Origin of the sequence: Nostoc sp. CmiVER01 (assembly GCF_034531135.2) — a bacterium.
In the GTDB taxonomy this organism is placed as follows: domain Bacteria; phylum Cyanobacteriota; class Cyanobacteriia; order Cyanobacteriales; family Nostocaceae; genus Nostoc.
This window is the reverse complement of record NZ_JAVRBU020000012.1, coordinates 123,415-136,542: the sequence shown is the minus strand read 5'-3', so window position 1 is coordinate 136,542 and position 13,128 is coordinate 123,415. Positions and strand designations below refer to the sequence as shown.

The window sequence follows — 13,128 nt, the reverse complement described above, 5'->3', positions numbered from 1 at the left end:
GCTATGTATTTTTATACACAAACCATCAATAGACAACAGATTTAATTTTTACCAATTTTACATATCCACATATTCTGATACAAACTTAAATATATTCATTTAGGAAGATTTTCTAAATCCTATTGTCTGTTTTAATGGGCCGAGTGTTCCGTTGAGGTTAATTACAAGTAATGATGGGAAAATCTCTGACTCTGATTGGTGCAGCTTTATCTTTAGCATTCACAGCTAATATTGCTGTAGCCGAATCTAGTAAATCCTCTATAGCCCAGTCCAGTAGTGGCTCAACTAGTGCACCAGCAGAAATTAAGATGTCGCCAGAAGGAATGAAAATTCTGTGCGAGTATTTTCCGCTCAACTCCCGTTGTCCTGGCGGCACAGCACTCACCCCTACTAGCGCTCCTGGTAGCACTACGGCACCCGCAGAAACCACGCCTAGTGGCACCACCACACCTAGTGGCACCACCACACCAGATAGCACAACTGCACCAGGTAGTACAACTGAACCTGGAGCTGGATCTGCCACTCCCGAAAGTACTCCAGCACCAGGAGCCGTTACCCCATCTGATCCTAGCGCTCCTACCAAGTTAACTCCATCAGCACCAGGAAGCGTTACCCCGCCTGATTCTGGCACTCCTGGCAACTTAACTCCACCAGGAAGCGTTACCCCAGTTCAACCTGGCACTCCTGGCACTCCTGGCAGCAGTACCGAACCAAGTAGCCCAACTACACCTGAGTCTGGCGCTCCTGGCAGCATTACCGTACCAGGAAACCCAACTACACCTGAGTCTGGTACTACTGATAGCAATCCCGAACCAAGTACTGGTTCTCCCACCAATAATACTCCAGGCTCTAGTTCGCCAACTCCTAGTCGGTAATTAAATTAAAAGCTGAGGCATAATCTGAATAATAGTTTGCCATCAGCGATCGCCAGTGCATCTTGACCTCTTACACCAGTTATGCAAACTGGTGTAAAATAACAACTCGAAATCGCTCAATCTAATGAGCAAGTTTTCGCATACAAAAGTGAGCTTAATGGCCTGGGATGATTAATCACCCCAGGCTTAATAGTTTAATGCGACCTGTCAGTTGAAGTCGGTGTTTTTTGAAAGGAAGCAATTAATAGGCAAACAATACCGATACTAATAAATGAATCTGCCACATTAAATACAGCAAAGTTAATCAGCCGAAAATCAAGAAAATCAACGACATACCCTAAAACAAAGCGATCAATACCGTTGCCTATAGCTCCACCTAAAATCAAGCCATAGCCCAACTGATCCCATAAATTTAATGTCGGGCCAAACAAGGCCAAGGCTATCAATACTAAACTCACCCCAAAAGATAACCAGCGTAACCATTCTACTTTCCCACTTAACAGACTAAAAGCCGCACCAGTATTAGTGACATAGGTGAAGTGAAATATTCCAGGTAAGAGTGGTAGTGTTTGCCCCAAGCTAAAGGTTTGCACTACCCAGTATTTTGTTATTTGATCTAAGAAAAAAGCTATGAAGGCAGCTATCCAGAAAAGGCGATTTTTTAAACGCATGAAACTAGGGGCTAGGATTAGGGACTAGGGACTAAGGACTAAGGATTAGAAGAATTTGAATTTCTAGCCCCTAGTCTCTAGCCCCTTCATGACTAATAAAACATTAAGTGACGCAATATATATGCTATTACAGTAACGGCACAGACCACATTTAGTTGCCCTGGTAGTGCAAACCAGGAGTATCTAAGGATTGCTTGCATCAAGGGGAGATTTTCTGTGCCTTTCCATTGAAAAATATAGCTAATAATCAAATAAGTAATACCGCATAGGTGGATAGTTAACAAGCCACAAATGCAACTAAAGGCCAGAGTTTCTATTCTAGGTCTAGCTTTAAAAGCGAACAACCCACAAATCCAAGCTCCAGGAATAAAGCCTAATAAATAGCCAAATTGAGATAACTTAACATAACCAATACCGCCTCCATCCGCAAATACAGGTAATAAGGTCAACCCCATGACTAAATAGGCAATTTGTGAGAGCGCACCAGCATTTTTGCCTCCTAAACAACCTACCAACAATACTGCGCCAACTTGAAAAGTGACACCTAATGAAATTGTCTGAATTCCGTGCTTACTCCAATTCCAAGGTAAGGTGATGCCATAAACTTCTAGGAAAGTGCCACCCATTGTTAGGAGTAAGCCAATCATTGACCATAGTAATTGATTGGAAGCAGCAAACATTTATTCAGTCAACCAGGGAAAGGCAAAAGGGAAAACCAACTGCAACTAGTACAACAAGGCGGAAGTCAAAAGTCAAAAGGATTATATTGCAGGCTTTTGTGCAATTGAAATGGTATGTTTATTGTTGCGCCTGTCGCACTAGTATATTCATTACTGTTAAAACGAGATTTGTGTTGACACCTCTAAGAATTAGCATGTTTTTTTTGCCTTTTTGGTATGTAACTTTTCAGTTCTGCAAATTATAGCTTAGGTGTCTATAGCTGTAATTTTATTGGCTGAAGCGGAGTGTAATTATAGTATTTGACCTAATACATGTTAATAATAGTAGTAAATAAAATATAGGATTTATAAATTTTAGATTCAATACCAGCTTTTTCTACAAAGCGTTAAAGATAGTTTATTAATTTACTCTTTTTTAGCGATCGCACTACCTACTCTCATAAAATAGGCAATTTATCGCTTTTCTTCTGTTTTCTCTCAACAATAGTTTCACTTACTGAACTTAAATTGTTTAGTTATGCTTGAAGTCTGCTTAAACTGGTAAACTAAACAAAACAATTTTCATTTTAAACGCCCAAATTTATAAAGTTTATATCTTATCATAGGCTGCCATGTTTTTATACATTTTTATCACTTGACCAATAAATTTACACTAGTACTAAAATGTTTGTAAATATTCTTTAACTAAATTTCTGTAGTATATATTTGTAAGGTGTGACTAATATAGCAGTATAAATTTTATCAAATAAAAGTAGAAACGAGTGTTTGTTCTTCATCAAAAAAAAACAAGCATTTTTTGCTTTGTTAACCTATCCTTTACCTTAATCTTCATCCTTTAGGGGTATCCTGAGAAGCGCTCACCTGAAAAGTTACCCAAACATTGATAGCGATGCCCTCAAATTTTAGTGTAACAAAAATTCATCGCCTCACAGCTTCAGTTTCAGTGTTAGCACTGACAATCAGCCTAGCTGCATGTGGCGGACAGCAAAATTCAGATAACACAGCTACCAAGGATGCTCCTTCTAGTACTGCTACAGATACCACAGCTTCTAGCACAACCAAATTAGATTTGGGTGGAAATCTCAAGTTAAGCGGGGCCGGTGCGTCTTTCCCAGCACCACTATATGATACATGGTTTACGGATTTAAATAAAAAATATCCAAATCTGCAAGTTGACTATGCCTCAGTTGGTAGCGGTGCTGGAGTTGAGCAATTTATCAAAGGGACTGTAGACTTTGGTGCTAGCGATGTTGCCATGAAGGATGAAGAAATCAAGAAGGTACCAGCCGATAAGGGCGTTATTTTACTGCCTGTAACTGCTGGTAGCATCGTGCTAGCTTACAACTTGCCAGATGTTGCAGAACTAAAGCTACCACGAGCCGTTTACGCTGATATTCTACTAGGCAAAATCACGTCTTGGGATGATCCCCAAATTGCCAAGGCTAACCCAGGTGCAAAACTTCCTAAAGAAAAAATCACAGTCGTTTATCGTTCAGATGGTAGCGGAACAACAGGTGTGTTTACAAAACACCTCAGCGCTATTAGCCCAGAATGGAAGACTAAAGTTGGTGAAGGCAAAACTGTCAACTGGCCTACGGGAGTTGGTGCGAAAGGGAATGAAGGTGTTACCGCCCAAATTCAACAAACACAAGGCTCTATTGGTTATGTCGAGTACGGCTATGCCAAACAAAATAGTCTTAAGTTTGCTGCTTTAGAAAACAAAGGCGGTAAGTTTATTGTACCTAGTGAGGAGTCAGCCTCCAAAACTTTGGCATCAGCAACTTTACCACCCGATCTTCGTGTTTTCATTTCCGATCCAGAAGGCGCTGATTCTTATCCCATCGTCACTTACACCTGGATTTTGGCTTACAAAAAATATCCCAATGCGGCGAAAGCTAAGGCAGTTGAAGCTGCGATCGAATATGCTTTAAATGATGGTCAAAAGCAGGCTGTTGCACTAGGGTATGTTCCTTTACCCCAAAACGTTATTACAAAAGTGGCTGCTGCTGCCGATCAAATCAGTCCAGATTATAAAATCGCTGTTGGTAGTGGTACTAGTGCTAGCAAATAGCTACAGTCAAGACATGAAGCATTCCTAAACAATAATTTTTAGGCTGCTTACTAGACTATAGGCATTCGTAATTTGGAACTCTGTTTTACCAATGTCTCAGTTTCAAAAGACGATGAGGCAACAAATTTGTTGATATGGTTGCCTCCCATATCTTCCTCTGATTTAATTGTGAAAGTCGGTAGTCATGACTACAAATTCTCAAAACCTTTCATCAGCGACAAAAAATCGCTCTGATGTAGAAAAATCCCTAGATCGGGGTTTTATTTGGCTTACTAAAATTTTCGCCTTTGGGGTTGCTGCCACTTTATTATGGATCGGCTTCCAAGTTGCAGTTGCTTCTGGCCCAGCCATCCAAAAGTTTGGTGCTAGCTTTTTAGCTAACACCACTTGGAACCCAGTTAATGATAGCTATGGAGTGCTACCTCAAATTTATGGAACTCTCTTGAGTTCTTTTATCGGTTTACTGATAGCTGTACCGATTGGAGTTGGTACTGCTGTTGTACTGAGCGAGGATTTTTTACCCGCAAAAGTGAAGTTGGTACTGGTTTTTGCGGTAGAACTACTCGCAGCTATTCCCAGCGTTGTCTACGGCGTGTGGGGTATTTTTGTTTTAGTGCCTATTTTAACTAACTTGGGAAAATGGCTCAATAGTTACTTTGGCTGGATACCATTTTTTAGCACCTCCCCTACAGGGCCAGGAATGTTACCGGCGGGAGTCATATTAGCAATTATGACTTTGCCCATCATCACAGCTCTATCGCGTGATGCTTTGATTTCTATACCCTCCAGTTTGCGCCAAGCCTCCATAGGACTAGGAGCAACCAGATGGGAAACAATTTTACAAGTTCTAATTCCAGCAGCCTTTTCGGGGATAGTTAGTGCTGTGATGTTGGCACTGGGTCGAGCAATGGGAGAAACAATGGCTGTGACAATGTTGATTGGTAATTCCAACAACATTAGTATCTCACTGTTAGCACCAGGCAATACGATTTCTTCTCTACTAGCAAATCAATTTTCAGAAGCTAGTGGTTTGCAAGTTTCGGCTTTAATGTATGCTGCTTTAGTGCTATTCTTCTTGACCTTGGTAGTCAATATCATGGCCGAGTTTATCGTTCTGAGAGTCAAGCGACTGTAGCTTAGTTTTGGGTTAAATTATGACTTCTAGCTTTCCAGAGCGCAGTCTAACTCGCGCTCCTATGTCTCAAAGGACATTGTTTAATACAGTAATGACTGTAATCGCATTTATCTGTGGGGTATTGGCACTTGTGCCATTGCTAGCAGTACTTTCTTACGTCATTATTCAAGGCTTTAGCAGTTTGAGTCCCAACATATTTTTTGAACTGCCACCGAAAGCTTTACAAAAAGGAGGAGGTTTTGGTAATGCAATTTTGGGTACACTATTAATGGTAGGAATTGCTGCCCTAATTAGTATCCCATTTGGTGTTTTGGCGGCGATTTATATCACAGAATTTAGCTCGGCCCGAGTAGCGAGATGGGTACGTTTTGCGGCTAACGTCCTGAGTGGAGTCCCGTCAATTATTGCTGGAGTATTTGCCTATGGCATTGTAGTTTTGACACTCGTAAAGTTAAACTTAGGATCATACTCTGCTCTCGGTGGAGGGTTTGCACTGGCAATTTTGATGTTGCCAATTATTGTCCGAACCACTGATGAAGCCTTGCAGTTAGTATCGCAAGATTTGCGACAAGCATCTGTAGGGTTAGGAGCAACTAACTTTCAAACAGTAAGTCAAGTAGTCTTACCAGCAGCTTTACCTGCAATTGTAACTGGGGCAACGTTAGCGATCGCCAGAGCATCTGGAGAAACCGCACCTTTACTATTTACCGCGCTATTTTCTAATTTTTGGCCTGGTAGCTTATTTGAACCCACAGCTTCCCTTGCTGTTTTGGTTTATAAATACGCAATTTCTCCATTTAAAAATTGGCAATCACTAGCTTGGGCAGCATCTTTGATTTTGGTATTGATGGTTCTAATCACAAGTATTATTGCTCGCTGGGCAACTCGCAAGAAAGTTTAGTCAAATACTACATAGCGGATTTGTATCGCTAAAACTAATACTACATTTAATTTATGGCTAACAACATTAGCACAGTCAACGATACTCAAACCGTTTTACGCACCGAAAACCTCAACGTTTACTACGGCAAATTTTTAGCCTTGAAGGATATCTGGTTAGATATTCCAAAAAATCAGGTTACAGCTTTTATCGGGCCTTCTGGTTGTGGTAAAAGTACTTTGTTGCGATGCTATAACCGCCTCAATGATCTGATTGAATCATTTCGGGCAGATGGTAAAATACTTTTTTATGATAAAAACTTGTATGCATCCGACATTGATCCTGTAGAGGTGCGTCGTCGGATTGGGATGGTGTTTCAAAGACCAAACCCGTTTCCAAAATCGATTTATGACAATATTGCTTTTGGAGCCAAAATCAACGGCTACAAAGGTAATATGGATGAATTGGTAGAACGGAGTTTGCGACAAGCAGCTTTGTGGGATGAAGTCAAAGATAAACTCAGGCAAAGTGGTTCGTCTTTATCTGGTGGACAACAACAGAGATTATGTATTGCTCGTGCGATCGCAGTCCAACCTGAAATTATATTAATGGATGAACCTTGCTCTGCCCTTGACCCTATTTCTACGTTGCGGGTTGAAGAACTAATTCACCAACTTAAAGAGCAATATACCATCGTTATCGTTACCCATAATATGCAGCAAGCAGCACGGGTTTCTGATAAAACAGCCTTTTTTAATGTTAAAACTACAGAAAGCGGAGGTCGTAACGGCTACATGGTAGAGTACGACGCCACAGAACTAATTTTCAACAATCCTCAGCAGCAAGATACCAGAGATTACGTTAGCGGCAGATTTGGATAAATAGATAAATATTACACATTGTTGATGTTAAAACATTGAGGGATACTCGAAAACTAAAGCTGCACGATATTCCTCTAGTTTTTTATTTGTTTGCCAAGGTTAGCGTAGGCGTAGCCCGCCGTAGGCATTGCTTGAGCAATTATGGCTGTTTCTTAGTCAAAAAAAGCAATAATTAAGCTGTTTAATATTTAAGACTTAGATTTACTGCGCGGGTAAGATACTCACTCCAAAATAGTCCAACACATAGTGTAATGGAATTTTGCCCCTTATTTTGAAAACATAAGGTAGATTTCTACGATACTGCACTAGTGCATTTCATACTTTTCTAAGCGGGCGGCGGGAATCGAACCCGCATTAATAGCTTGGAAGGCTATAGTTTTACCACTAAACTACGCCCGCAAAATTCCAACCCTATAAATCTAACACAGGTCTTGGAAAAATTCAAGCATTTAGTTGGAATTAGCAGGTTGGATTTTGATCCTGACATACAGATTGCTTAATTCTGGTTTTGTGCCATCGTTATTGTGAGCAGCAATAAAGTTTTCTGTTTTGAAAACTTCGCTCAGGACTTGCTGGTATGTGCTTTTTTCACTTTGCAGTGTTGCTGGTTCTATTTCTAAAACTACAGCCTGTTGAAAATTACCATTGTTATCAATTATTAAGCTAGCCAAGAGTTGTGCTGGTTCAAGTCCAGAATTCTGAATAAGAAAACTTGAATCTAATTCTTTTGTGTTGCTTCCCTTATATAAAGCGATAACGTCAGGTAAAGCATCTTGTCGTAATCTTCCTGATTGTATCAAGCTACTGACTTCATCTCTAAGCAAAGGAGCTACTATTGCTACTGATGCTCCCTGAGTAGAGGTGCGTGGAGTTTCCCTAGTCGGAGTTGCTGGAGTTTCCTGAGTAGAGGTGCGTGGAGTTTCTCCAGTCGGAGTTGCTGGCGTTTCTTGAGTAGGGGCGCGTGGAGTTTCTCCAGTCGGTGTTACTGGCGTTTCCTGAGTAGGGGCGCGTGGAGTTTCCTTAGTCGGAGTTACTGGAGTTTTCTGAGTAGAGGTAGGTGGCGTTTTTCTGTTTTCAGCTTCCGAACCTGATGAATTTGATGGAACACCTGTTGGTAGTAGTGTTCCCTTTCCCAGTTTGATTTCTTGACGACGGTTCCAAGGTAAATTACCGACTGGAACTGTAGGTGTTGGTTTCGGTATAGATTTCGGTATCGGTATCGGTGTCGATGTAGATTTCGGCGTCGGTGTCGATGTAGATTTCGGCGTCGGTGTCGCCGTAGCAACTCTTTGTTGTCTAAAGGGTTGGCTATTAGGTTGAGAGGCGTAAGTTTGCTTCTTCTGCTGGGGATTATCAACAGGATTTATTGCGCCAAAATTTTGATCTCTGGGCGTAGTTCGTACTGTTTGTGGTGAACGTGTTGGTACAGACTTTTTAGTTGCGGATGTTGGCTTTGCCGAAACTATTTTGGCTGTTGATTTTGATTTGGGAGCAATGTCTATCAATTCAATAGGAACAGCAGATTGACTTTGTTGGGGAAACCAAAGACTAAATGCATTAGATGAGCGCATCAGCCAGAACGCTAGCAAGTGCAGAGAGACTGAACCTATAACGACAGAAATCCACAAAGCTGGTGGATCGCTGTGTCGCCTCCAGACTTTGCTTGAAATTGGAGATTTGTCTGCAACTGATGGTGGCATATTATATAAACTGGATATGATTAGGCACTCTTACTCATTGCTAATGCTTTAAAATACCAGTCTAAATTTTAGCGATTAACCATTACCTCTGGTGTAACAGCAAAAGTCAAAACTGTTTCATCTACTCCTTTAAGTTCTAGCGGACTACCTTTAGTAATTTCTTCTTCCTGCAAATAATCTGCTACGGCAGCAGAAACTAGGATCGTACCGGGAACAGCAGCAGCTTGCAACCTTGCAGCAATATTTACACTTGGGCCAATGGCAGTATAATCAGCCCGTTCAGCACTACCAAACATCCCCACAACGGCAGTACCTTGATGGATACCGCACCGAAACTGGACGCTAGTAAGTCTGTCACCATCGAATACACCTTGGTTTCGCCAGCGCTGATTCAACTCAGCCAGTGAGCGGTGCATTGCTCTTGCTGTATTAATAGCACGACGCACTTGTTCATTGGGGGTTAGCTCTTCCGGCGCTCCATATAAAGCTAAAATAGCATCTCCCATAAATTTATCTACAGTGCCGCCATTGCCAAATACAACTTTGGTCATGGCTTCTAAATATTCATTTAGTAACTCTGCGACTCGTCGGGATCTGAGAGTATTTGATAGCTGTGTAAAACCCACAATATCACTAAACAAAACTGTAATTAAGCGTGGTTCTGGGCGCAAATCTAACGTTAAATCTCCGGTTGCAGCTTTTTGTACCAATACAGCCGGTAAAAAGCGCTTTAGCACCGATTCTGTTAGATAAGTATTTAACTCCACAATTCGCCGTTCATTTTCCTTCAATGCCAAAAGATTCCGAACTTCCGCCAAAAGTTCCCGATCATTGAATGGTTTTGCTAAATAAGCATCTGCACCATGTTCTGTACCTTCGATGCGGGTTTCCTCATCAGCTTTTGCTGTCAGCAGAATGATTGGTATTCCTTTCAACTTCTCCTCTTTGCGGATCATTTGAATCATCTCAAGTCCGCTCACCAAGGGCATCATTAAGTCAGTCACAATCAAGCTGGGTATAATTTCCTGAGCTAGACGGTGCCCTTCAGAACCGTTACGAGCTGTCCGCACATGATAGCCATTACGGCGGAAAATCTCAGATACATAGGTTCGTAAATCCGGGTTATCATCTACAACTAAAATTGAGTGCTGAGTCTTAAGTGCTGAGTCTTGAGTATCAATACTAGGTGAGAGGTTTATTGTAATATTTTCAAAATTGTCTGTTGTTGATACAAGTTCTAAATCAGCCAATTCTACACTAGCGCGGCTTGTATTCAGTTCGGTAGGCGTTTCTAGTACTTGTTGTGTGGGTAAATGAGCATTTCCAGTCACAAGCCATAAACTAAAGGTAGTGCCTTGACCATAAACTGATTCCACAGTAACTTGACCACCGTGTAATTCGACCAATTCTTTAACTAAAGCTAAACCTAAACCACTACCTTCATAGGAGCGGTTTGCTGAACCTTCAGCTTGGCGGAAGCGCTCAAAGAGGTGGGGAATTTGTTCTTTAACAATACCAATTCCAGTATCTTGTACTTGCAATATGCAGCGATCGCGCTCAGATTTTAGTCTGACACTAATCGTCCCACCTTCGGGAGTAAACTTCATGGCATTTGACAGGAGGTTATAAACCACCTTGTCAAATTTTTCCATGTCCAAGTACACCGGCAAACATTCGTCTAACTGGGTGACGAGATGCAATCTCTTTTTCTCGCAGTAGGGACGAAAAGATTCCACAATTTGGGTGATAAACTCTGCTAAATCGCAGGGATGGAAACTAGGTTGCATTCTCCCTGCGTTCAGGCGTTGTAAATCTAGGAGTTGATTTACCAGTCGCAGCAGACGGCGAGAGTTACGCAGGGCGATCGCACTTTGAGAGTAAGATAATCCTTCACCAGCCGCCACCGCCGACTCTAAAGGCCCTTGAATCAGGGTGATGGGTGTACGAAACTCATGGGAAATATTTTGGAAAAATTCGGTTTTTTGTTTATCTAATTCCAGTAAGCGTTCAGCTTGTTGGCGAGTTTTTTGATATAAGTATGACTGCTGTACAGCGATCGCTGCTTGAGCTGCTACTGCTTTAGCTAAATCAATATCAGATGAAAGCCATCGGCGTACTTTTTTACCGTCATGTAACGTAATACTACCGATACATTTACCATCAGCCAATAATGGCACAAACATTAGCGATCGCGCTGGCATGTTTAACGGCAAATCAAAACCCTGCACATCTGAGAGAGAATGGCTCACATTACCAATTACCACAGGTTCATGTGTCTGTAGCATTTGTTGGAGGATTGGATTCTCCTGTATAGATGCTTGAGAATAAGGTAATTTCGGAGCAACTAGGTGATTTTGACTACCTTTATTATTGTCTGTAGCTAGCGATGCCTGGGTTGGGCTATCCCTACGCAAATTTTCCGAATGTTGAAAACTGTCATATAAGCCCACACACTGGACAAACTCATCTTCCTCTGTCCACAAAGACAGGACGCAGCCATCAACTTGTAAAGCTTGTCCCAATTGCTGGGTAATCGCCGCAAAAATATCTTGAGGATCTAAACTAGAACGAATCGCGCTAGTAATTGTATTAATTAGGGCTTCTCGCTTGGCAAGGGCACGTACTTGTTCGTAAGCATAAGCTTGAGACAAAGCTAAAGCTGCCTGATCCGCCACCATCAACACTAGCTGCACCTCATCCTCCTCCCACAAGCGAGGCACAGAACACTGATGCAGTGCCAGCACAGCCATCAGTTCTTGTTGGCAGATTAATGGCACAACTAAACTAGAGCAAATGTTAGCGGCAGAAAAAGCTTCCTCACGTTGGCGCAGTTCGGGAGTATTACCATGAATCCGCTCATCATCAGTTACATCGTGAATCACCTGGACTTCACGAGTTTCCCACACCGTTTGAGCCAAAAGAGCCAGAGGGGCAGAGGTTGACGGCACAGCAGAAGAATTATTTGCCTGCACCCCTGCTTCTTCAAAAAGAGGCTTCTGATAAATAAATCCTTTATCCGCTAACTGCTCATCTTGGAAGGGACGCAACAGACAAACATCCACCTCCAACATGTGACCCACTGTATCTACAATTGCCTGCAAAATTTGGCGATAGTCTAAAGCACTGCGAATCGTATTTGTGACAGTATTCAGCAGTGATTCTTGTCGGAGTGTACGGGTAAGCTCGCGCGTACGGGCTTTGAGAACATTGTGAGTATCCAAAGCTTGGCGCACCACTGCTTTGAGTTCCTCAGCTTCCCACGGTTTCGTAACGTATTTAAATACCTTACCAGCGTTAATTGCTTCCACCAGGTCTTCGACATCGGTGTAGCCAGTTAAAATAATCCGAATAATATCTGGATATTGAGTTGCTGTCAGGCTCAAAAATTCTGTACCGCTCATCATCGGCATCCGCTGATCGGAGATGATCACCGCGACCTCCCCTTCTTGAGCCAGCAGATCGAGTGCCGCAGGGCCAGAGTTTGCCCTTAGCACCTTATAGTCGCGATAGAAAGTGCGGTAAAGCAAGTCAAGGTTGTCTGGTTCATCATCGACAACCAAAATTTTAGGCTTACTATTTGCTTGGGATTTCATGCACCGCTTTCCTGCTGCAACGGCAGTCGGATAAAGAATAATCTGATCAGGTAAGGATTTTTCTGAGTCAGGTAAGAGCAGAGCATTTCGACCAATAAGGCTTTTTGGCTACATGACTGCTGAGTGTAGGTGTAGGAGTGTTTACGCACAGTAATTCGTCTCAATGGCTTATACCTATTACCGTTTGCGTTGGTGCAGTGTAATTGTTTTCATAATCAGTTTTAGGGTTACAGAGTCGCTGCTTGCTTGCCAAATCTCCCTTCACCTCCTGTGAGTAATGTCTGATACTACATACAGCGCTCATAGCTAGCTGACAAATCCAGATGAAGCTGCATATTAAGTTTGCCCTTTGCAGCAGTTGTACTAACACTTGCAGGTAAATTTTATTTATGGTAGTCATGGTAGAGTCAAAAATATTAAAACATGAACATTTAAAGCCAAAGTATACTATTAGACAAATACCTCCTTCTAATTTAGCAATCAGAACTATCATTAAGACAAGGTAGGGTTAAGAAGTTAGGGATCTTGGATCTTAGAGATTCTTCCCCTATACCTGCAAACCGTCGCTATGAGCTATTACTGCAAAGCAGAATTCAAAAGAAGCCAGTGCGCCCTTGTGGCTCTACCTACTTGTACCCCTCC

General features: G+C 42.0%; 9 protein-coding genes and 1 tRNA gene. 5 read left to right on the top strand and 5 right to left on the bottom strand.

What is annotated here, in order from left to right:
- Nucleotides 1-170: 170 nt before the first annotated feature.
- Nucleotides 171-875, top strand: a complete 705-nt coding sequence (locus RMZ43_RS21660; RefSeq protein ID WP_322655691.1) for a hypothetical protein — start codon at nt 171-173, stop codon at nt 873-875.
- Nucleotides 876-1,069: 194 nt separating this feature from the next.
- Here RMZ43_RS21660 and lspA read toward each other — a convergent pair whose 3' ends face one another.
- Nucleotides 1,070-1,546 (bottom strand): signal peptidase II, encoded by a 477-nt coding sequence (gene lspA, locus RMZ43_RS21655; RefSeq protein WP_322655690.1) that lies wholly within the window; start codon nt 1,544-1,546, stop codon nt 1,070-1,072.
- Nucleotides 1,547-1,638: 92 nt separating this feature from the next.
- A complete protein-coding gene (locus RMZ43_RS21650; RefSeq protein ID WP_322647084.1) occupies nt 1,639-2,226 on the bottom strand; it encodes a biotin transporter BioY in 588 nt (195 codons plus the stop codon).
- 889 nt (nt 2,227-3,115) lie between these two features.
- Here RMZ43_RS21650 and pstS point away from each other — a divergent pair.
- The 4 genes from pstS to pstB all read left to right on the top strand — a co-directional run bounded on the left by pstS (nt 3,116) and on the right by pstB (nt 7,193).
- Nucleotides 3,116-4,297: a phosphate ABC transporter substrate-binding protein PstS gene (pstS, locus tag RMZ43_RS21645; RefSeq protein WP_428850913.1), complete on the top strand. Its 1,182-nt coding sequence runs from the start codon at nt 3,116-3,118 to the stop codon at nt 4,295-4,297.
- 184 nt (nt 4,298-4,481) lie between these two features.
- Nucleotides 4,482-5,432 (top strand): phosphate ABC transporter permease subunit PstC, encoded by a 951-nt coding sequence (gene pstC, locus RMZ43_RS21640; protein WP_322647086.1) that lies wholly within the window; start codon nt 4,482-4,484, stop codon nt 5,430-5,432.
- Nucleotides 5,433-5,451: 19 nt separating this feature from the next.
- Complete coding sequence (gene pstA / locus RMZ43_RS21635) at nt 5,452-6,333, top strand: phosphate ABC transporter permease PstA (RefSeq protein ID WP_322647087.1); 882 nt, start codon at nt 5,452-5,454, stop codon at nt 6,331-6,333.
- Nucleotides 6,334-6,386: 53 nt separating this feature from the next.
- Entirely contained in the window at nt 6,387-7,193 is an 807-nt protein-coding gene (gene pstB / locus RMZ43_RS21630; RefSeq protein WP_322647088.1) for a phosphate ABC transporter ATP-binding protein PstB, read from the top strand.
- A gap of 328 nt (nt 7,194-7,521) precedes the next feature.
- On the opposite strand, the gene RMZ43_RS21625 is transcribed toward pstB, so the two are convergent.
- From RMZ43_RS21625 to RMZ43_RS21615, 3 genes are all read right to left on the bottom strand, one after another.
- Nucleotides 7,522-7,592 (bottom strand) — tRNA-Gly (locus RMZ43_RS21625).
- A 50-nt stretch (nt 7,593-7,642) separates the two neighbouring features.
- A complete protein-coding gene (locus RMZ43_RS21620; protein WP_322655688.1) occupies nt 7,643-8,893 on the bottom strand; it encodes a hypothetical protein in 1,251 nt (416 codons plus the stop codon).
- A gap of 68 nt (nt 8,894-8,961) precedes the next feature.
- The gene (locus tag RMZ43_RS21615) at nt 8,962-12,486 is read right to left on the bottom strand and encodes a response regulator (protein ID WP_322655687.1); all 3,525 of its coding nucleotides are present in this window, start codon (nt 12,484-12,486) and stop codon (nt 8,962-8,964) included.
- Between the last annotated feature and the right edge of the window lie 642 nt (nt 12,487-13,128).

Coding starts and splice junctions, on each gene's coding strand:
- RMZ43_RS21660 (WP_322655691.1), top strand. CDS start 171: ATGATGGGAAAATCTCTGACTCTGATTGGTGCAGCTTTATCTTTAGCA.
- lspA (WP_322655690.1), bottom strand. CDS start 1,546: ATGCGTTTAAAAAATCGCCTTTTCTGGATAGCTGCCTTCATAGCTTTT.
- RMZ43_RS21650 (WP_322647084.1), bottom strand. CDS start 2,226: ATGTTTGCTGCTTCCAATCAATTACTATGGTCAATGATTGGCTTACTC.
- pstS (WP_428850913.1), top strand. CDS start 3,116: ATGCCCTCAAATTTTAGTGTAACAAAAATTCATCGCCTCACAGCTTCA.
- pstC (WP_322647086.1), top strand. CDS start 4,482: ATGACTACAAATTCTCAAAACCTTTCATCAGCGACAAAAAATCGCTCT.
- pstA (WP_322647087.1), top strand. CDS start 5,452: ATGACTTCTAGCTTTCCAGAGCGCAGTCTAACTCGCGCTCCTATGTCT.
- pstB (WP_322647088.1), top strand. CDS start 6,387: ATGGCTAACAACATTAGCACAGTCAACGATACTCAAACCGTTTTACGC.
- RMZ43_RS21620 (WP_322655688.1), bottom strand. CDS start 8,893: ATGCCACCATCAGTTGCAGACAAATCTCCAATTTCAAGCAAAGTCTGG.
- RMZ43_RS21615 (WP_322655687.1), bottom strand. CDS start 12,486: ATGAAATCCCAAGCAAATAGTAAGCCTAAAATTTTGGTTGTCGATGAT.